This is a genomic window from Pseudovibrio sp. W64 (assembly GCF_001623145.1).
Taxonomy (GTDB): Bacteria; Pseudomonadota; Alphaproteobacteria; order Rhizobiales; family Stappiaceae; genus Pseudovibrio.
In genome coordinates this window covers 1-18,778 of sequence record NZ_LMCI01000028.1, presented here as the reverse complement: position 1 = coordinate 18,778, position 18,778 = coordinate 1, and the positions used below count along the sequence as shown (strand labels likewise).

The 18,778-nt window shown below is 51.4% G+C and carries 15 protein-coding genes; 10 read left to right on the top strand and 5 right to left on the bottom strand.

All coding sequences use genetic code 11. The features are described from left to right. The first annotated feature begins 473 nt into the window (after nt 1-473). Together PsW64_RS10905 and PsW64_RS10900 are read left to right on the top strand one after the other, a co-directional pair. The gene (locus PsW64_RS10905) at nt 474-1,136 is read left to right on the top strand and encodes a haloacid dehalogenase type II (protein ID WP_063303613.1); all 663 of its coding nucleotides are present in this window, start codon (nt 474-476) and stop codon (nt 1,134-1,136) included. 188 nt (nt 1,137-1,324) lie between these two features. Continuing rightward, nucleotides 1,325-2,230: a DMT family transporter gene (locus PsW64_RS10900; RefSeq protein ID WP_063303612.1), complete on the top strand. Its 906-nt coding sequence runs from the start codon at nt 1,325-1,327 to the stop codon at nt 2,228-2,230. A gap of 75 nt (nt 2,231-2,305) precedes the next feature. Here PsW64_RS10900 and PsW64_RS10895 read toward each other — a convergent pair whose 3' ends face one another. Both PsW64_RS10895 and PsW64_RS10890 read right to left on the bottom strand, forming a co-directional pair. Beyond that, nucleotides 2,306-2,887 (bottom strand): LOG family protein, encoded by a 582-nt coding sequence (locus PsW64_RS10895; protein WP_063288149.1) that lies wholly within the window; start codon nt 2,885-2,887, stop codon nt 2,306-2,308. Between the two features lie 97 nt (nt 2,888-2,984). Then, nucleotides 2,985-4,373 carry a dipeptidase gene (locus tag PsW64_RS10890; RefSeq protein WP_063303611.1) on the bottom strand — a complete coding sequence of 463 codons (1,389 nt, stop codon included), beginning with the start codon at nt 4,371-4,373 and terminating at the stop codon, nt 2,985-2,987. A 379-nt stretch (nt 4,374-4,752) separates the two neighbouring features. Between PsW64_RS10890 and PsW64_RS10885 the strand changes: the two genes are divergently transcribed. Continuing rightward, nucleotides 4,753-5,142 carry a DUF2780 domain-containing protein gene (locus PsW64_RS10885; protein WP_082597153.1) on the top strand — a complete coding sequence of 130 codons (390 nt, stop codon included), beginning with the start codon at nt 4,753-4,755 and terminating at the stop codon, nt 5,140-5,142. A 122-nt stretch (nt 5,143-5,264) separates the two neighbouring features. On the opposite strand, the gene PsW64_RS28185 is transcribed toward PsW64_RS10885, so the two are convergent. Continuing rightward, nucleotides 5,265-5,966 carry a LuxR C-terminal-related transcriptional regulator gene (locus PsW64_RS28185; protein WP_063303610.1) on the bottom strand — a complete coding sequence of 234 codons (702 nt, stop codon included), beginning with the start codon at nt 5,964-5,966 and terminating at the stop codon, nt 5,265-5,267. A gap of 747 nt (nt 5,967-6,713) precedes the next feature. Here PsW64_RS28185 and PsW64_RS10875 point away from each other — a divergent pair. The 7 genes from PsW64_RS10875 to PsW64_RS10845 all read left to right on the top strand — a co-directional run bounded on the left by PsW64_RS10875 (nt 6,714) and on the right by PsW64_RS10845 (nt 15,950). Further along, nucleotides 6,714-8,708 (top strand): methylmalonyl-CoA mutase family protein, encoded by a 1,995-nt coding sequence (locus PsW64_RS10875; protein WP_208980727.1) that lies wholly within the window; start codon nt 6,714-6,716, stop codon nt 8,706-8,708. Further along, nucleotides 8,708-10,873 (top strand): methylmalonyl-CoA mutase, encoded by a 2,166-nt coding sequence (gene scpA / locus PsW64_RS10870; RefSeq protein WP_063296253.1) that lies wholly within the window; start codon nt 8,708-8,710, stop codon nt 10,871-10,873. Before PsW64_RS10875 ends, scpA begins: the two co-directional genes overlap by 1 nt. A gap of 304 nt (nt 10,874-11,177) precedes the next feature. After that, nucleotides 11,178-12,029 (top strand): SDR family NAD(P)-dependent oxidoreductase, encoded by an 852-nt coding sequence (locus tag PsW64_RS10865; RefSeq protein WP_063303608.1) that lies wholly within the window; start codon nt 11,178-11,180, stop codon nt 12,027-12,029. 150 nt (nt 12,030-12,179) lie between these two features. Next, nucleotides 12,180-12,941: a potassium channel family protein gene (locus PsW64_RS10860; RefSeq protein WP_082831082.1), complete on the top strand. Its 762-nt coding sequence runs from the start codon at nt 12,180-12,182 to the stop codon at nt 12,939-12,941. Between the two features lie 157 nt (nt 12,942-13,098). Then, on the top strand, nt 13,099-13,419 hold the full coding sequence (locus tag PsW64_RS10855; protein WP_057465850.1) for a heavy metal-binding domain-containing protein: 321 nt from the start codon (nt 13,099-13,101) through the stop codon (nt 13,417-13,419). Between the two features lie 142 nt (nt 13,420-13,561). After that, nucleotides 13,562-14,560, top strand: a complete 999-nt coding sequence (gene meaB, locus PsW64_RS10850) for a methylmalonyl Co-A mutase-associated GTPase MeaB (protein WP_063303607.1) — start codon at nt 13,562-13,564, stop codon at nt 14,558-14,560. Nucleotides 14,561-14,579: 19 nt separating this feature from the next. Next, nucleotides 14,580-15,950 (top strand): TIGR03808 family TAT-translocated repetitive protein, encoded by a 1,371-nt coding sequence (locus PsW64_RS10845; RefSeq protein ID WP_063303606.1) that lies wholly within the window; start codon nt 14,580-14,582, stop codon nt 15,948-15,950. 37 nt (nt 15,951-15,987) lie between these two features. Here PsW64_RS10845 and PsW64_RS10840 read toward each other — a convergent pair whose 3' ends face one another. Together PsW64_RS10840 and PsW64_RS10835 are read right to left on the bottom strand one after the other, a co-directional pair. Further along, nucleotides 15,988-17,010 (bottom strand): asparaginase, encoded by a 1,023-nt coding sequence (locus tag PsW64_RS10840; protein ID WP_057465847.1) that lies wholly within the window; start codon nt 17,008-17,010, stop codon nt 15,988-15,990. Between the two features lie 219 nt (nt 17,011-17,229). Continuing rightward, a complete protein-coding gene (locus PsW64_RS10835) occupies nt 17,230-18,402 on the bottom strand; it encodes an aminotransferase (RefSeq protein ID WP_063303605.1) in 1,173 nt (390 codons plus the stop codon). Nucleotides 18,403-18,778: the final 376 nt, after the last annotated feature.

Genomic DNA, 18,778 nt, shown 5'->3' with positions numbered 1-18,778 from the left:
CATACTCTCGACAAAGAAGACAAAGCACCAAGGTGCGGTCATCACGCCCAACACAAACGTGCTCAAAGTTATATCCCGCAGCTATTTTAGCTCTGAAGCGCAACTAAATGTCACTGCACGCGAATAAATAGTGAGAAAACGCAATTAGATTGCGGCTTGTGACTTGCGTGTAGTTTTCAGGCTTGACGCCTCTTCTTTGTTCTTTTGCACAGTTTTAACGCAATCATGTTTTGAGGACTTTTGAGATTGCCGCAACCTTCGTGAGAGCTGGCTAAAGATTCTGGCCGTGTTTTGTGCGTGTACGAGCAATTTTGGAGTGAAATGTTGTTTTCATGGAACAATTGTTAAATTTTTGCGTCCAAAGCATAGGGGGCACGTATTTACCATGCCTTGACGAACACGCATGACATCGCTTTCTTAGAGGTATTGGAATTTGCCAATCTTGACGCTTGGTGCAAAGCCGGAGAGCAGAGATGAGCCACTCAGTTTATGTTTTTGATGCCTATGGAACTCTTTTTGACGTGCATGCTGCCGCCAGAAAACACATGGGTGCTGTGGGTCCTGAAGGCAAAAAGCTCTCATCCATCTGGCGTGAGAAGCAGCTGGAATACTCCTGGGTTCGTTCTCTTATGGGGCAGTATGTAGATTTCTGGGAGCTGACAGTTCAGGCTCTGGACACTGCATTTGCGCTTGTACCAGAAGCAAACAAGAGCGCACGCGATGAGCTGTTGGCCGCCTATTGGGAATTAGATTGCTATCCGGAAGTTCCTCAGCTGCTGAAAGATCTGCGCGAACGCGGTTCCAAGCTTGCGATCCTGTCAAACGCTCCTATGAAAATGATGGATGGCGCTCTTAAAAACGCTGGTATCACGGATTCCTTTGACGAGGTCTTCTCGGTTGATCCGGTGCAAACCTACAAGCCGCATCCAGATGTTTATGATCTTGTGACTACTCATTTCCGTATGTATCCGGAAGCGATTTCATTCCAGTCCAGCAACCGCTGGGATATCGCAGGTGCAACAAAGTACGGTATGCGGACGGTCTGGATCAATCGCTCTCAGATGCCAGATGAATATACAGACCTGGCGCCATCTGCTGTTTTGAAAGACCTGAGCGGGCTTCCTGCACTGGGTTGAACCTTGAGTGCACCTGACCCGAATTGGCATAAACCTCATTACAGGCCTATTTTCTGTGGCCATCTGAGCTCAAACTCAGCTGGCTCAGCGAATAAACTTGCTCTTAGTCCGTGCAGGTTTCATATTTGTGGCGGCTTTGAGGCCAGAACCTATTTCAGAGTAGAAGCAATCGGCGTTACTTAGACTTCATGTTTCATGGATTTAAAAGTGGAGGCAAAGGCCACAAGCTTGTGAGCCTGATTGCATTGGGTTTGGGCGCCGTCTGCTTCGGAAGCATCCCGTATTTTGCAAAGATTGGTTTTGAGGCCGGCATTTCACCTGGTGCCGCAGTTCTCTTGCGTTACATTCTGCCAGCCGTGTTGCTTGCTCCGTACCTGCCACAAGCGCTTAAATCCGGCCCAAGCAGCCGACATTATGTGCTGTTCGGAATGATTATGGGTCTTGGGGCATGGAGCTATTTTTATGCTCTGAGCATGCTACCGATCTATCTGGCAGCTAGTCTGTTCTTCTCCTATCCTGCGCTTCTGGTGACCCTGAGAGCTCTTGGCGGCGAAAAATTGAGAAGCAGTGACAAGCTCACGCTTGGACTGGTGTTTGGCGCACTGCTGATCATCATTGCCTCAACACCTTTGCCTGATGTGGATTTTGTCGCCGTTGCAATCGGGTTGATTGGGCCATTGTGCTATGGCGGTTTGCAGATGGTTAGCCGTAAAACGCCGAGTTACCTGCCTTCTTTATCCATTGCTGCCTGTATTTTTGCCGGGGCAATTTTGACAGCAATTCCCTTTGCTCTTGTCGAACTCAAGGTGTGGCACGGTGAAGGTTCCATGCCGAGTACCCTGCCAATTCTAGGGCTGGCACTGATTGCAGGATTGTTACCGCAGCTTTTGCTTGCCTATGGAAGTTCTGACAAGTCTGGCAGGAAGACAGCCTATACCACCGGTTTCATTGAGTTCGGACTGGCAATCATGACAGGGTATTGGGTTTTTGCTGAATCTTTAGGTATTGGGCAGGCCGTTGGCTTCGTCTTTTTGCTGGCTGCGCTTTACCTGACAAACGAACCTTCACGCCTTCCACGGTATCTGCAGGACTAGAGCACGTTGCGCTTATTTTCATTCGCACATCATGCTTTAATCAAGTGATATTCAGTCCTGCAGAGTGTCAAACCGTCAAGTTTCAGCGCGCGTGATCCACTTATGGCCGATCGGGGCCTGATAGTTTTCAATCTGATCCAGCAGCTGGGTCGGATTGTCACCAACCAACAGCATCTCACGGTGTGTTTTCTTCATGAACGCTTCTTCTTCCATGAAGTCCAGAAATGCCAGCATGCGCCCGTAAAAACCGTTTGCGTTGTATAGACCACATGGCTTGTTGTGGTAGCCGAGCTGCCCCCATGTCCAAACCTCAAAGAGCTCTTCCATGGTGCCGATGCCGCCTGGTAGTGCCACAAACGCATCAGACAGATCAGCCATCATCGCTTTACGCTCGTGCATAGAGCCGACAATGTGGAGATCCGTCAGGGATCTGTGTGCCAGTTCTTTTGCTGCAAGTGCTTCTGGCAAAACGCCAACGACTTCACCGCCAGCTTCCAGCGCTGCATTTGCAACGACACCCATCAATCCAACTTCAGCACCGCCATAAACGAGACGATTGCCACGCTTTGCAATTTCGGTGCCCAAAACGCGGGCAGCAGCTTCATATTCCGGACGTTTCCCGATTGATGATCCGCAAAACACGCAGATAGATGCCATTTCAATTCTCCAGTCGGCTGAGCCCAAAATACAACTTCAATTCAAACATGCTGGCTCTGAACTAGACAGTCCAGAGCCAGAAATTTTCAATGGCTGATTACTTCGCCAGCTCTTCCAGAACACGCGCCCAGGAACGGATGCCTTTGTGGAAGCTCTTCAGCTCGTACTTTTCGTTTGGTGAGTGAATCTGGTCTTCATCCAGACCGAAGCCGATCAGCAGGCTGTCCATGTCGAGCGTACGCTTGAAGCTGCCAACAATCGGAATGGAACCACCGCAGCCAACCAAAGCCGCTGGCTTGTCCCATTCAGCAGTGAGCGCAGCGCGGCCTTTGGCCAGAGCTGGTGCATCAAAGTCCATGCGCAGCGCACGATCGCCGCCATGCGGGTGCAATTCCAGCTCAAAATCCGCTGGAGTTTTGGACTTGAGGTAAGAGTGGAATGCAGCTCTGATTTTCTCAGGATCCTGATCGCCCACCAGACGGAAGGAGATTTTTGCGTGTGCTTCTGCAGGGATAACTGTTTTGAAGCCGGCACCAGTGTACCCGCCCCACAAGCCGTTTACCTCACAGGTTGGGCGTGCCCAGATCTGCTCCAAGCCAGAGCGGTCTTTTTCCCCGCCAAGATCTTTCAGGCCGATACCCCCGAGGAACTCCTCAGTAGAGAAGCCAAGATTGTCCCACATCTCTTTGACGTCTTCCGGCAGTTCCAGAACACCATCGTAGAACCCAGGAAGCGTGATGCGTCCGTTTTCATCGCGCAGACCAGCAACCATATCAGAGAGGACATGAAGCGGGTTGCGTGCTGCGCCCCCATACATACCAGAGTGAAGGTCTTTGCTTGGGCCCTTCAGGGTGATTTCTTCACCAACCAAACCACGCAGCATGACGGAGATTGCAGGAGTATCTTTGTCCCACATGGAGGTATCACAAACGAGTGCCAGATCTTTAGACAACTCTTCTTTGTTTGCATCCAGGAATGGCTGAAGGGATGGAGAACCGCTTTCTTCCTCACCTTCGAGCAGAACAGAGATGTTGATCGGAACATCACCAGATTCTTCAACCCAGGCGCGGACAGCTTCAACAAAGGTCATCAACTGGCCTTTGTCATCATTTGCCCCACGAGCGACGATCATTTTGGAGCCGTCTTCACGGGTAACAATCTGCGGATCAAACGGGTCTGCGTTCCAAAGCTCAATCGGATCGACTGGCTGCACATCATAGTGACCATAAAACAGAACGTGTGGGCCCGGCTTTCCATCAGCAACACGATGCCCAACAACCATTGGATGGCCAGTGGTGTCTCTGACCTCTGAAGGAATGCCAATTGCAGTCAGTTCTTTAGCCATCCATTCCGCTGCTTCGCGGCAATCCCCTTTATATTCAGGATCAGTAGAAATGCTTTTGATGCGCAGGAGGTCAAACAACCGATCGAGACTTTGATCCAAATTTTGGTCAATACGATCAAGGACTTTGTCGAGATTCGACATGGTTCATTCCTTTGTAGTGCAGGCTCGTGTGTATCACCTGTAAGATGGGATAGGACGCAGGTCACTGCGTAGATATGAGGCTGTTAGAAGCTCTAACATAATTTCCAAAGTCAAAGCTACGGCTTTGCCTTGGTAACCACTTGTAATTCCGCTGCACTGTTTAAGCGGGTCGGTTAAACTCTTTTAAGAGTGCGTGAGCGATACTTTGTACAACGAAGGCACGTAAGAGGCCATGCGATGCGGAATTTGAAGGAAACACACGGGATTAGGCCTGTTTTTTAGTGATGGAAACACAGAGTTGCCCTGCGCCTTTTTCGTTGTCTCTAACATTGCACCTAATGATCACTATATTAGATTCATTAGGGGACAGGAGATTACAATGCACGTACTTGTTGATCGCATTACCGAAAGAACCGGGCTGGATCCTGAGAAGGCTCAACCAGCTGTTGGGATTATGCTGAATTTCATCGCCAAAAACAGCAGTAAAGAAGAAGTCGAGGCTTTGCTTGAGGCCTTCCCTGCTGCTGAGGGATTTCTTGCAATCGATGAAGCCACTGAGAACAAGGGGCTTCTGGGCGGCCTTGCCAGCAAAATGAATGCTAGTGTCGGCGTATTGGCTGCCTTGAATGAGATGACCAGTCTTGGGCTCTCAGTTGAAGAAATTCAACAGGTTGCGAAAGAAACCGTTCAATATACTCGCGAAAAAGTCGGTCCAGAAATGACAGATGAAATCGTCGCTCGTGTGCCAGGACTTGCTGAAATTACATAGAAGCCTCTTGTGAGGTTCATCAGCCCTCACAAGTATGCGCCTTTGCATATAATTCAATCACGCAAAAAGCAGACGCATTTGAAATGAGCCTGCTTTTCACCAGTACTGAGAGAACGTTTTGGTCAGATTTTGATCTGTCCGTAACGCAATGCCTCAACCACAGTGTGAGTCTTATTTGATGCATTGAGCTTGGCACTTGCGTTTTGCAGGTGCGCATGAACCGTTCTTTGTGAAATCTCCAGAAGTTCCGCAATCTCATGGGCAGTTTTGCCCAGCGCAGTCAGTTCCAGAACACGACGTTCGCGTGCAGACAGATCTCCCGGTCTTTGATCAGAGATCACACCCAGCTCAAACAAGCGCCGGAACGCTGCCGAGCATACAATTTCCAGCGATGCCAGATCATACGGTTCAGCGGCGATTTGATGCCCTGCACCAACCACCATCGCCTGGAACGGATGAAGAGCATCCACCGGTATCACCATGACCCGCGCACCTTCACCAATTGCAGCAAAGAGCTCGGAGTTACCCGTGTCCGAGCTGGACACCGACCAGACGACCGGACGATTGCCGGATAGTCCTAACATCAACGCGCTGTCACCAGCGCTCAGCGTTGTCCGCTCGACACCGCCGTTTCTTTCATCAGGCCATCTGAACCTATGGACCAAACTGTCAATTGTCCTGTTTGGCATAGGTAGACCTGTGATAAGGATATGGGACGCACCCAGTCGCCTTAAATAGGACTCCACAATATCCAGAACCGGTTTCGCTGCCCGTGCTTCTGAAATCGCTTTTACCTTTGCTTCGATATCTGAAGTATCGTTCATTTGCCCTGCCTTCCCGTTTCTATCCGCCTGGCACTCGCTCGTGTGCTGCTGGATTGAAGACGCACTTGCCCACCTGACATACCGAAGGCATGCCAACTAACTTTCGCAAACCGATGGTTTGCGCAGGTAAATTCGAAAACTCTTCATTTTGAATGGTTATTCAGCGCAGGACTGCATCATCGCGGAGTTATGGCAGTTGCCTTATCTCATGCTCAGAAAATAAATTGCACGCCTGTTAATCGCTGTATTTTGTAGTTTGCTGGCAATTCTTTGAGTTGCCTCGCGTCTACAAGATGTAACCATCTCTTGTATTTTGCATTACTCTTAGACCACTTGTTATTACAGCAATCTCGGCAATACCGTCATTCTCATTTTCGGAGGTAGATCAACTGACCTCCAAGTATTCAGAGTACTTGTAAATAGTGGCCCCACTGTTGCCCCAGAAACGCATTACCCCAACAGTTTAACTAGGAGCTATTTCGCAGAAACTCCGAAATATCTATAGTAAGAGTACGAAACTACTGCTTAGCTCTCGGCAATAGTAACAGCGTTACATGCCCTAGGGTCAATTGCGACAAGTTTAGGATAAATTAAGCTAATGCGAAAACTATCTAACCATTGTCACATCGGTAGTTCTGCAATTTACGCAGTGTTTGAGGCAGTTGTTTTCCAATCTCGTCCTAACGCATAGCTTGAAACCATCAAAGGTTCCTTCGTATAAAGTTATCAGAAGGACATGGGATGGACATGCAAAACATTGATTTTCCAAGCAATTTCCTAGAAGCGACGCACAGCGACTGGGAAGCATCTGCTCTGCGTGCCCTCAAAGGCGCGGCACTGGATGCCTTAAACACACCAATTGCCGGTGGCCTTGAGAACAAGCCATTATACCAAGGGCGCACGGACAGTGCTCCATTGCAATTGAGGGAGTGCTCTCACCCTTGGAAGATCGTTCAGCGAAGTGATCATCCCATCATTTCCGAGGCCAACGCCCAGATGCTTGAAGACCTTGAAGGAGGCACTGACAGCATTGAGCTGGTTCTTCCCGCCTCCCCACGTGTTCTGAGTGGTGGGCTGAGTGTTCAGCGTATAGACGATATGCTGAGCCTCCTTGAGGGGGTCAAACCTGACCTGATCGATTTCCGTCTTGAATGTGGTTATGAGGGCAGCGCAACACTTGCGCTTCTCGTTGAAGCCTGCAAGCGTCTGGGTATCGAGCCAAACCAGCTGACGGTTCATGGTGTCTCCGATCCGTTGAGTGTGTTTGTCAACTCCGGGCGGGTTCGTAATTCTTTTGAGCGGCTCGAACTGCGTGCTCAGGATCTTGCGGGATACGCCCGCAACAACGGCCTTCAGGGCAGTCTTTTGCGCAGTGATGGGCGTTGCTACCACGATGCAGGCGCTAACAGCGTTCAAGAGCTTGGCCTCATCCTTTCCAGCCTGCTCTATTATATGCGCACGCTGGAAAAAGGCGGTGTGTCTGCCGGGGATCTTCCAAGACATGTATCGGCCTGCCTAAGTGCGAGTGCTGACCAGTTCGGCACCATCATCAAAGCGCGTGCGATGCGCCAGCTCTGGTCTCGTTTGCTAAATGCTGCTCAGCAGCCAACCCAACCGCTCCATCTTCATATGGAAACCAGCTGGCGTATGATGACCAAGCGCGATCCTTGGGTAAATATGCTGCGCACCACAGTTGCTGCATTTGCAGCCGGGATTGGTGGTGCTGACAGTGTAAGCGTTCTTCCCTTCACAAGTCCTCTTGGTTTGCCGAATGCATTTGCACGGCGCATAGCCCGAAACACCCAACTCATTTTAATCGAAGAAAGCAATCTGGCGCAGGTCAGTGATCCTGCTGCCGGAAGTGGTTTGGTTGAAGAGCGCACTGAGGACCTTGCCAATGCGGCATGGTTGTACTTCCAGAAGATAGAGGAGGAAGGCGGCGTGCTTGGAGCACTGGCGTCTGGCGTGATCTATTCTGATGTTACGACGGCCAGACGTGAAGAGGACAAGTTGGTCGCGACGGGTCGTCATCCACTGACTGGCACAAGCGCTTTCCCGAATCTGGGCGAGCTTGATGTTGACGTGCTGAAAGCAGATGCCGACCAGATTGGTGAGATTGCAACACGCATGGATTTGCCAGAGCCAAGCGCAGACGGGCAGTTGATTGAGGCTGTTGCCAAAGCCCTGACTGAGGGTGCTGGTCTTGTTGACATTCAGGCCAGCCGTAAACAACTGGGCGATAATGATTGTCAGGCTCTGAAGCTGTCTCGTCTGGCTGCACCATTTGAGAGTCTCCGCGACAAAGCCGAGGCCTTCCAGGAAGCTCAGGGCAACCCGCCGAAAGTCTTTTTGGCAACGCTTGGGCCGGTTGCTCAGCATACAGCCCGTGCAACATTTGCCAGCAACTTTTATGCAACTGGCGGGTTTGTGAGTGGTGGTGGCAAGCAGTTTGACAGCCTGGATGACATGATCTCCTGTTTCCGCATCAGCGATGCCAAGGTTGTGTGTTTGTGCTCCTCTGACAAGGTTTACGAAGAACAGGCTGTGGCCGTTTTGAAACAACTGAAAGCAGCTGGGGCTAAACGCATTACGCTAGCCGGGCGTCCGAAGGACCTTCTTCCTGAACTGATCGAGAATGGCCTTGATGAGACCATATACCAAGGCTGTGATATGCTTGCTGAACTGAAGTCATGTTTTGAAGTGGTTGGCGTTTCGCTGGCTGATGAAGTGGAGGCAATTTGATGAGCTTGTTTCCTGACTACACCCAGATTGATTACAAAGACTGCGCCGTTTCTGCCTCCACTGACGCGCAAGCCACATGGAACACGCCGGAAGGTATTGCTGTTAAGCCTGCCTATGGGCCTCAGGATCTTGATGGTCTGACACACCTGAACACATGGCCGGGTCTGCCGCCGTATATGCGCGGGCCATACCCAACCATGTATGTGCAGCAACCATGGACTGTGCGCCAGTATGCCGGGTTCTCGACTGCGGAAGATTCCAACGCCTTTTATCGTCGCAATCTGGCGGCTGGGCAAAAAGGTCTTTCCATCGCGTTCGATCTGGCAACGCACCGCGGTTATGACAGTGATCACCCCCGTGTTGCTGGTGATGTGGGTATGGCGGGTGTTGCCATTGACTCCATCTATGACATGCGTACTCTCTTCTCCGGCATTCCACTGGACAAGATGAGTGTGTCCATGACCATGAACGGTGCAGTTTTGCCCGTTATGGCGCTTTATGTGGTGGCTGCTGAAGAGCAAGGTGTCCCTTCTGAAAAGCTTTCTGGGACCATTCAGAATGACATTCTGAAAGAGTTCATGGTGCGGAATACCTATATCTATCCGCCTGTACCTTCCATGCGCATCATCTCCGACATTTTTGCATATACATCGGAGAATATGCCGAAGTTCAACTCGATCTCCATTTCCGGTTATCATATGCAGGAAGCGGGGGCGACGGCTGATCTGGAGCTGGCCTTTACCATTGCGGATGGCATTGAGTATGCCCGCGCTGGTGTGGCTGCAGGCATGGATATTGATGCCTTTGCTCCGCGCCTGTCCTTCTTCTGGGCGATTGGTATGAACTTCTTCATGGAAGTTGCCAAACTGCGCGCTGCGCGCCTGATCTGGGCGAAGCTGATGCAGGAGAACTTCCAGCCAAAGAACCCAAAGAGTTTGTCGCTGCGAACACACTCCCAGACCTCTGGCTGGTCTTTGACGGCGCAGGATGTGTTCAACAACGTTATCCGTACGACTGTTGAGGCAATGGCGGCGACACAGGGGCATACACAGTCTCTACATACCAACGCTCTGGATGAAGCGTTGGCGTTGCCGACTGATTTTTCTGCCCGCATCGCCCGTAATACTCAGCTGTTCCTGCAGCAGGAGAGCGGCACCACCAAAACCATCGATCCATGGGGTGGTTCTTATTACGTTGAGCGATTGACCGCTGATCTGGCTGCGAAAGCCTTGAAGCATATCGAAGAGATTGAAAGCCTTGGCGGCATGGCGAAAGCCATTGAGAAAGGCATTCCGAAGCTTCGCATTGAGGAAGCCGCTGCAAAGACACAAGCGCGTATCGACAGTGGTCATCAGACTGTTGTTGGCGTGAACAAGTTCCGCCCTGATCGCGAAGAAGAACTTGAAGTTCTGAAAGTGGACAACGAAGAGGTTCGTGCCAAGCAAATTGAGAAGCTGAATCGTTTGCGCGAAGAGCGCAACGAAGAGGATACTCAGGCAGCGCTTAAAGCACTTGAAGACGCAGCACGCTCTGGTGAAGGTAACCTGCTGGACCTTTGCGTAAAAGCCGCTCGTGTGAAGGCATCTGTTGGCGAAATGTCTTTGGCAATGGAAAACGCATTTGGTCGCCACAAAGCTGAAATCAAGTCCATTGCTGGCGTTTATAAGCGCGAGGTTGGTGAAATGTCTGAGAGCATCTCCAGAATTGAGCAACTAGTTGAGGCGTTTGAAGAAAACGACGGTCGTCGCCCGCGTATTCTTGTTGCTAAAATGGGGCAGGATGGTCATGATCGTGGGCAGAAGGTGATCGCCTCTGCCTTTGCAGACCTTGGCTTTGACGTGGACATCGGACCATTGTTCGCCACACCTGAGGAAGCTGCCCGTCAGGCGGTTGAAAACGACGTGCATATCGTTGGCGTTTCCTCCCTTGCCGCGGGTCACCTCACCCTTGTACCCGCGCTGAAAAAGGCACTGGCTGATGAAGACCGCGAAGACATCATGATCGTAGTAGGCGGCGTTGTGCCTCCTCAAGATTATGATGAGCTCTATGCGTCTGGCGCATCCGCGATCTTCCCTCCAGGGACTGTGATCTCCGAGGCCGCTGAAGGCCTCATCCACGAACTCAACGGTAAGCTTGGCTACGAGCCGCAAAAAGCGGCTGAGTGATAACTGATCGGCACTCCCCCAGTTGATGACTGCTTTTAACCCAGCATAAAGGCGAGACTTTTGTTTTCGCCTTCATGCTCTTTACCTTCGCTGGACTCTATCCGCGGATGGCAAGTCAGCTTGCCTCGATATCCTCCCACAAAATTAAATATCTCCTGCTGCGCCAGATGTTCGTGACAGACTGGCTCTCAGATGCGCGCGATCTGTGCTGCAATGAACCCTTAATGAATAAAGCTCATACAGGTGGGGTAGAAAGAGCAGGTCTCCTTCCATAATAGAACTTCCAGTCATCAGGCGAATAACAATGTTTAAAGAAGCTCTTGAACTCGGTGGTTTAGCGGTCGTTACCGGTGCAGCGAGTGGTGTCGGCAAAGCATCTGCCCTTCGGTTTGCCCAACAGGGGTTAGGCGTAGTTCTGGCAGATCTGCCCGGACCGCGACTTGAGCAAGCTGTAAAAGACGTTCGCGCGGTTGCTTCCAGTTCTGCGAGCGTGTTTGGTGTTCCTACAGATGTCTCTGATGAGAGCCAGGTGAAAACGTTGGCCGACAAAGCCTTTGAGGCTGGTGATGTGGCCGTTCTTATGAACAATGCCGGGATTGAAATTCCATCTTCAAGCTGGGGTGAGATGGAGAACTGGCGGCAGCTCATCTCGGTCAATCTGTTTGGTGTAATCCACGGCGTTCATGCTTTCCTGCCGCGCATGATGGACGCAAACCGCCCGGCTGTAGTGGTCAACACAGGCTCGAAACAAGGGATCACGACACCTCCCGGCAATCCTGCCTACAACACGACCAAGGCAGGTATTAAAGTCATAAGTGAGCAGCTTTGCCATGAGCTCAGAGAGGCAAATGCACCAATTTCAGTACATCTCTTTGTACCAGGCTTTACTCACACGGGTATAAACATGGCCCAATACCCGGATAAGCCGAAGGATGCGTGGACCAGCGAGCAAACGGTTGACTACTTCCTCCAGCGTATGGCTGAGGGTGTCTTTTATATTCTGTGCCCTGATAACGCTGTAGACTCCAACACCGATAAGCTACGGATCGCCTGGGCAGCTGGTGATATTATCGAAAACCGTCCGGCTCTTTCACGTTGGCATCCAGACTATTGCGAAAAGTTTGCCAGTTTCCAGAAAGCTGGGAAGATCAGGTAGTCTTTGATAGCTGGTGCATTGTAGACACCAGCAACTATTAATTGCATAAACCTCGATGTTGAGTAGGAAATATTAGCACCAGATCTGTCGGATTGATTTTTTCAATTCCAATGGGATAGCGTTGAAATTTAACTTTAGGTATTTTCTGTAATGAACCAGCGTTCCTTGCAAACGGCACCTCATCTTTTTGATTTGTTTATTGTCGTCCTGTCAATATATGTAATCGCTGCACTGCTTATCCAGGAAGCAATGCAGCTTGACGCGGATACCATTACTCTACTGATTTACGCAGATACTGTAATTTGCGGTGTCTTCTTCATTGATTTTCTTGCCCGTTTCATAAAGGCAGAACGGAAAGGCGATTTTATGAAATGGGGCTGGATCGACCTCATTTCGAGCATCCCATTGGTAGACCCTCTACGATACGGACGCATTATCAGGCTCTTCAGAATAATTCGCGCAATCCGTGCTTCCCATACCATTGTACGGCACATCTTTAACAAGAGAACAAACAGCATTCTTACTCTTGTGTTCATCAGTTCCATCCTGATGGTCATCCTTGCTGCAGTTGCTATTCTCCAAGTAGAGAAAAACATGGAAGGTGCAAATATTCTCAGTCTGAGAGATGCCATCTGGTGGGCATTCGTTACCATCACAACAGTGGGCTATGGAGATTTCTTTCCTGTTTCACCCTTAGGTCGTGTGATCGCGGCTTTTTTGATGACTGTTGGTGTTGGTATGTTTGCCTCCTTGACAGGTACAATCGTTGCTAATCTCTTCATCAGTGAGAGCGAAGACGCGGGCAACAAAGATTTACAAGTTCTGGAGGCAAAACTTGACGCGCTTCACGCTGAATTGACCGAGATGAGACGTGAGGTAAGCAAGCAAAAGAAAATTCACGTCCCAGACTAATTTGGCTACCACTGGATTTTGTAAGATCCTTTCTTACATGAGATAAGCGCCCATACGTTTTATGGGCTCGGGCACTTCGATCATAGCTTGTTGGTTTTGATTGAACGGATTGATGTGTGTCTGGCTGAGGGCCATGGCACGGATTTGAGGATGACATATGCTTACTACGACCACTAACACTCTCGATGGCAAAGAGATTTCCGACTACAAGGGAATTGTTCATGGTGAAGCAATTCTGGGTGCGAACGTCTTTAAGGACCTGTTCGCCGGTATTCGCGATATCGTCGGTGGTCGTTCCGGCGCCTATGAGGGGGAGTTGAAGAAAGCCCGTCAGATTGCGCTGCATGAGATGACTGAGGAAGCGGCTCGCTATGGCGCAAATGCTGTGATTGGCATCGACATCGATTATGAGACTGTTGGCAGCAACGGTTCTATGCTGATGGTGACCGCAACCGGTACTGCTGTCACCTACCGCTAACGCATTTTTCTTCGCGTATCCTTCCTGAAGAACTGGCGCAGGGTTCTGCTCTGCCCCACAACTTCTCCAAGTCGCTGACTTGCAAAGGGGCGTCATCTGTTCAAGGTTGGCAGGAGAGATTCTTCTGACCGGATTTATTTGAATGAATGCACGCCTCGCTTCTTCCAGAGACAACATTGATGATCTTGCCGAGCGGCTGCTGAATGGGCAGCGTGCTGCGCTTGCTCGTGGCATAACGCTTGTTGAATCCAAGAAGCCAGCGCATCGTGAGCAAGCCGAAGCGCTGCTGACCAAGGTGATGGGCTCCACCGGAAATGCATTCCGCATTGGCGTGACGGGCGTTCCGGGCGTTGGCAAGTCCACCACCATTGACACCTTTGGCTCCAATCTCACAGCAGCCGGGCACAAGGTTGCCGTGCTGGCTGTTGATCCGTCTTCTACGCGAACTGGTGGTTCCATTTTGGGTGACAAGACCCGTATGGCGCAGTTGGCTATAGATCGTAATGCCTTCATCCGTCCTTCTCCTTCAGCCGGTACACTTGGCGGTGTTGCTGCCAAAACCCGTGAGAGCATGCTTTTGTGTGAGGCGGCTGGGTTTGATGTGATCCTTGTTGAGACGGTGGGCATCGGGCAGTCCGAGACCACCGTTGCGCAGATGGTTGATTTCTTTCTCGTGCTGATGCTGCCGGGTGCTGGGGATGAGCTGCAGGGGATCAAGAAAGGCGTGCTGGAGATTGCCGACCTTATCGCCGTGAACAAGGCAGAAGGTGACGGGCTGCTGCGGGCGCGGTCTGCGGCATCTGAGTATCGTGCCGCCCTCAATATTCTTGCGCCACGTTCCAAGCACTGGTCTCCCCCTGTTCTGACGGTTTCCGGCCTTGCCAATGAGGGCCTTGATGAGGTGTGGGGACAGCTCGGCATCTTCAAAGAACGGATGCAGGCGAGCGGTGACTGGGACAGCAAACGTGCAGAGCAACAACTTGCATGGATGTGGGGCTTGCTGAACGAGAAGCTTCAGGCAGCTTTGAAGGCGAACCCGGACATTCAAGCGGCGCTGCCTGATGTTGAAAGCGCGGTGAAATCCGGCAATCTGCCAGCAACGGCTGCGGCGAGTAAGCTGGCGAGCTTGTTCGGCATTTAAACCAGCGTTGGGGGACAAGATGACTGAGGATCCAGAGAGACTTTCACGTCGTGCCCTGCTTGGTGCTGGTGTCATTGCCGGAGCTGGAACGCTTGTGGCTGCTCAGGACGCGCAGGCGGCGACGCCTTTGAGACCGGTGATCGCGGAGTTTCCTGCACCTCCTTTGCAGCAAGATGTCTCTGATGCGCTGCAAGCCGCAATGAATGAGACCGCAGCGCAAGGGCAGATCCTTCAGCTTGGTGCGGGCAATTTCTTCTGTTCAAACCTCTCTCTGCCCAGTGGGCTGAGCTTGCGCGGCGTGCCCGGACATACACGTCTGGTGCTTAATGGAAGTGGCCCTCTTCTGCAGGGTATTCAGGGTGATCGTGTTTGCTTGAGCAATCTTATTTTTGATGGCAATGCCTTCTCTCTTTCTGAAGAGGCTTCGGCGCTGCTGTGGTTTTCTCAGTGTGAACGGCTTGATCTCAGTTCCTGTGAGATAACCAAGAGCAGCAAGTCTGGTCTGGTGCTGGAGCAGTGTTCAGGCTCTGTTATTGGTAACCACATACATGCAATCGGAGATGTTGCTCTTCTCAGCTACAATGCTAGTGCACTTCGGATTGAGGGGAATATCGTTTCTGATTGTGGCAATGGCGGTATTCTGGTGCATCGGTGGTCAGAAGGGCATGATGGCTCGATCATTGCGGGCAACCAAATCTCCAACATCGCGGCACAAAGTGGCGGGACCGGCCAGAATGGCAATGGCATCAATGTGTTTCGGGCGGATAATGTCACCATCTCCAACAACAAGGTGAGTGACTGCAAGTTCTCAGCAATCAGAGCCAATGCTGCGTCTAATGTTCAGGTGCTTGGCAACACCTGCCATCGTTCTGGCGAGGTGGCTTTGTTTGTCGAGTTCGGTTTTCAGGGCGCTATTGTCAGCAGTAATCTGATTGAAGCAGCGGCTAACGGGATTTCCATTACCAACTTCCGTGAGGGTGGACGTCTTGCCGTATGTTCCAACAATGTACTTCGGGACATCACTAGCACGGGGCCTTATGAGAAGGACAATCCTACCTTTGGGGTTGGTATTGCGGTTGAGGCGGACACCAGCGTGACTGGCAATGTTATCGAGGATGCACGGATCATTGGCATCAATCTGGGTTGGGGGCCGTATATGCGGAACCTTATTGCAGCTCAAAACAGTGTACGCTCTGCCCCTGTGGGCATTGCCGTCAGCTTTGCGGCTGACAAGCAGAGTGCGCTTATTTCCCAGAATATCATTGCGGGCTGCCCCGTGAATATCGCTGGCTTCAAGTGGGATGAGCAGGTGAGCGGGGATCTGGCGATTTCAACGGAGGATCTGCCACACTTCATTCGCGTGACAGACAATCTTGTCAGTGCAGCTTAGGTGAGACGGCAGGAAGTGGACTTCCTGCCCTCCATCATCACATGGCGTTCAACAGACGCTTGAAGTCTGCAACAGGGCGCACTTCGCCGACGAGAACATCGCGACGGTTCTTCAGCTGCTGGTGTTCCCAGGCGTTCAGGCCTTTTTCCTCATCATCGGAAATATCCAGAAGCGATCTGATGGTGGATGCCATCATCACTTCTGCACCGCGTACGGAACCGTCTTCGCATTTCAGCGTTACGCCGAAGCCTAGTTCTGGCAGGGCTGCACAGAAGACGCCTTCTGCACCCACTTTCACGAAGACACGACCTTTGAAGATATCCATGATCTCGGTACAGAAGCGGTTTTTACCTGCGACCATGTAAGGTTCGTTAACGCACGCCTCGTAGAGCGTTTCCGCTGCACTGGCGCGGACCGGGTCAAGACCAACACCTGTTGCGAAGCGGGCAAAGGCCAGCGCTGTTTTCTGTTGGTCCATGGCGTAGGTCGGGATGGAACAACCATCTGTGCCACATACATCACGGGCCAGAATACCACCGCTCATCTGTTCCAGAACGTTGCGGATTTCCATCTGAACAGGATGGTCAAAATCGATATAGTTTTCGGTTGGAATGCCGAGGGTCTTGGCCATGGCCAGGAAACCGGCATGCTTGCCAGAACAGTTGTTGTGCAGCTGGCATGGGCTGTCATCGGTCTTCACAAGGCCGACGCAATCATCCATGTGCTTTGGCCATTGTGGGCCACACAGCAGGTCTTCTTCTGTCAGGCCAGCTTTGAAGAGCATGATGCGTGCGGAGTTGGCATGGGTCTCTTCGCCGTTATGGGAGGCGCAGGCCAGAGCCAGTTCTGCATCGTCAAAATCAAGAGCTTCAGCCGCGCCGGATTCCACCATTGGAATTGCCTGAAGAGCTTTAATTGCGGAGCGCGCAAAGATGCCCTGCTCCACGTCACCTGCGCTGAATGCCAGCTTACCATCGGCATCAACAATAGCGATTGAACCACGGTGACGGCTCTCGACAGTGGTGCCACGTGTCACTTCAACGAGTACGGGATTATCCATTCACTCAAACTTCCAAGGGTTGGATTACAGGCTAATTGATTGTTTGCGGAAGGCTGTCAGTCGTCCTTGCCTGACCAAGCAGCTCCGGTTTGTTGTCGTCTGCATACTCTATTTTTGAGCGCAGAGCTACTTTTGCGAATTTGTCTTTATTTTTACGCGTTTTCCCAAGAACCAGAACTGCTTATCAGAGAAGCGACGTCTTCAGTTTGGTGCGAGCCCTTATGAAACCGCCAGTTCTCCCATCCAGACGCGCAATCGACCCAGAGCTTCGTGCAGGACTTCATCCTTTTTGCAGAAACAGAATCGGACGAAGGTTTGCGGGCCTTTGGTGCCGTAAAATGCTGAGATCGGAACGGCGGCAACGCCTGCCTGTTCCACCATTTTCTGGCAAAACTCCACATCATTGCCTTTGAAGCCAAGTGGGGAGAAGTCGCAGGTGACAAAGTAGGTGCCTTCGCACGGCAGCACCTTAAAGCCCATGTCTTCAAGTGGTTTGGAAATCAGGTCACGCTTTGCTCTCAGGTCGTCTTCCAACGAGGTGTAGTAGTCATCTTCTTTGCTCAGGCCGTAGGCGACTGCTTTTTGCAGGTTTGGCGGTGTGGTGAAGGTGATGAACTGGTGCGCTTTGGCAATTGGCTCCAACAGGTTTGGAGCGGCTGTGATGTAGCCGACTTTCCAGCCTGTCAGTGAAAACGTCTTGCCCGCAGAGCCGATGCGGATGCAGCGATCACGCATCCCCGGAAGGGTCATGAGTGGTTTGTGCTTGTCGTCGGAAAAGACGATGTGCTCGTAGACTTCATCGCAGATCGCATAGCAATCAAACTCCAGACACAGGTCTGCAATGAGTTGCAGTTCCTGCGTGGAGAAAACCTTCGCACTTGGGTTCATTGGGTTGTTGAGCAGAATGGCCTTTGTTTTGCTGGAGAACGCTTGGCGCAGTGTCTCTTCGCGCAGCTCCCAGTTTGGTGGCGTTACCTGCACGAAGACCGGAGTGGCGCCTGCCCGTTTGACCAGCGAGAGATAGCAGTCGTAAAGCGGCTCAATCAGGATGACTTCATCGCCCGGCTCAACCAGCGCACAGATGCTGTCTGCCAGCGCTTCAGTGGCACCTGAGGTGACGAGTACTTCGCTCTGCCAGTCTACATCCAGATCATAGAAGCGCTTGTTGTTGTCCGCAACGGCCTGTCGCAACGCCGGGACGCCCAACATGGGCGGGTACTGGTTAGGCCCTTCCATCAAGGTGTCAGCAGCAACCTGTCTCACATCCTGCGGGCCGTCTACATCCGGGAAGCCCTGCCCCAGATTGATGGCCTGATGTTCCATAGCCAGACGCGACATGCGCTCAAATACCGTTGTTTCTATTCCGGTAAATACTGAGTTTGTCGGTTTCATCCGGGGTGCTCCTTGCCTGACACGCTTCTTCGCAGGACGACAAGCTAACGATTAGGCGGCATCCTGCAAAGTCTGCATTAGATGCATTTCCTGCGTATTTCCACATAAAGCGGTTTCATCTATTGCGGATTTTTGTGCCCAAACCGTTTCTCAGGTTTCAGCGATACGCTTTGGAAATGTAGAAGCACCACATGACCTCTCATGCAGTGTTGAACCAGAATTCCCGATAGTCGGGGTGAGCAAGGCGGCAGGCAATACCTGCGCTATTTGTTAGTAATGAGTCTTCGGCATTGGCTACACGCCTTGCCCGGGCTTTCTTGGGATGAACAACGTCGCCTCTTTTGCCTATAAGGCACGATAGCCGGTTTCCCGGAAA

Bases quoted from the DNA above. Each gene is read 5' to 3' on its own strand.
- PsW64_RS10860 (WP_082831082.1), top strand. From the start codon at position 12,180: ATGAACCAGCGTTCCTTGCAAACGGCACCTCATCTTTTTGATTTGTTT.
- meaB (WP_063303607.1), top strand. From the start codon at position 13,562: ATGAATGCACGCCTCGCTTCTTCCAGAGACAACATTGATGATCTTGCC.
- PsW64_RS10840 (WP_057465847.1), bottom strand. From the start codon at position 17,010: ATGGATAATCCCGTACTCGTTGAAGTGACACGTGGCACCACTGTCGAG.
- PsW64_RS10875 (WP_208980727.1), top strand. From the start codon at position 6,714: ATGCAAAACATTGATTTTCCAAGCAATTTCCTAGAAGCGACGCACAGC.
- PsW64_RS10865 (WP_063303608.1), top strand. From the start codon at position 11,178: ATGTTTAAAGAAGCTCTTGAACTCGGTGGTTTAGCGGTCGTTACCGGT.
- PsW64_RS28185 (WP_063303610.1), bottom strand. From the start codon at position 5,966: ATGAACGATACTTCAGATATCGAAGCAAAGGTAAAAGCGATTTCAGAA.
- PsW64_RS10895 (WP_063288149.1), bottom strand. From the start codon at position 2,887: ATGGCATCTATCTGCGTGTTTTGCGGATCATCAATCGGGAAACGTCCG.
- PsW64_RS10845 (WP_063303606.1), top strand. From the start codon at position 14,580: ATGACTGAGGATCCAGAGAGACTTTCACGTCGTGCCCTGCTTGGTGCT.
- PsW64_RS10900 (WP_063303612.1), top strand. From the start codon at position 1,325: ATGTTTCATGGATTTAAAAGTGGAGGCAAAGGCCACAAGCTTGTGAGC.
- PsW64_RS10885 (WP_082597153.1), top strand. From the start codon at position 4,753: ATGCACGTACTTGTTGATCGCATTACCGAAAGAACCGGGCTGGATCCT.
- PsW64_RS10855 (WP_057465850.1), top strand. From the start codon at position 13,099: ATGCTTACTACGACCACTAACACTCTCGATGGCAAAGAGATTTCCGAC.
- scpA (WP_063296253.1), top strand. From the start codon at position 8,708: ATGAGCTTGTTTCCTGACTACACCCAGATTGATTACAAAGACTGCGCC.
- PsW64_RS10835 (WP_063303605.1), bottom strand. From the start codon at position 18,402: ATGAAACCGACAAACTCAGTATTTACCGGAATAGAAACAACGGTATTT.
- PsW64_RS10890 (WP_063303611.1), bottom strand. From the start codon at position 4,373: ATGTCGAATCTCGACAAAGTCCTTGATCGTATTGACCAAAATTTGGAT.
- PsW64_RS10905 (WP_063303613.1), top strand. From the start codon at position 474: ATGAGCCACTCAGTTTATGTTTTTGATGCCTATGGAACTCTTTTTGAC.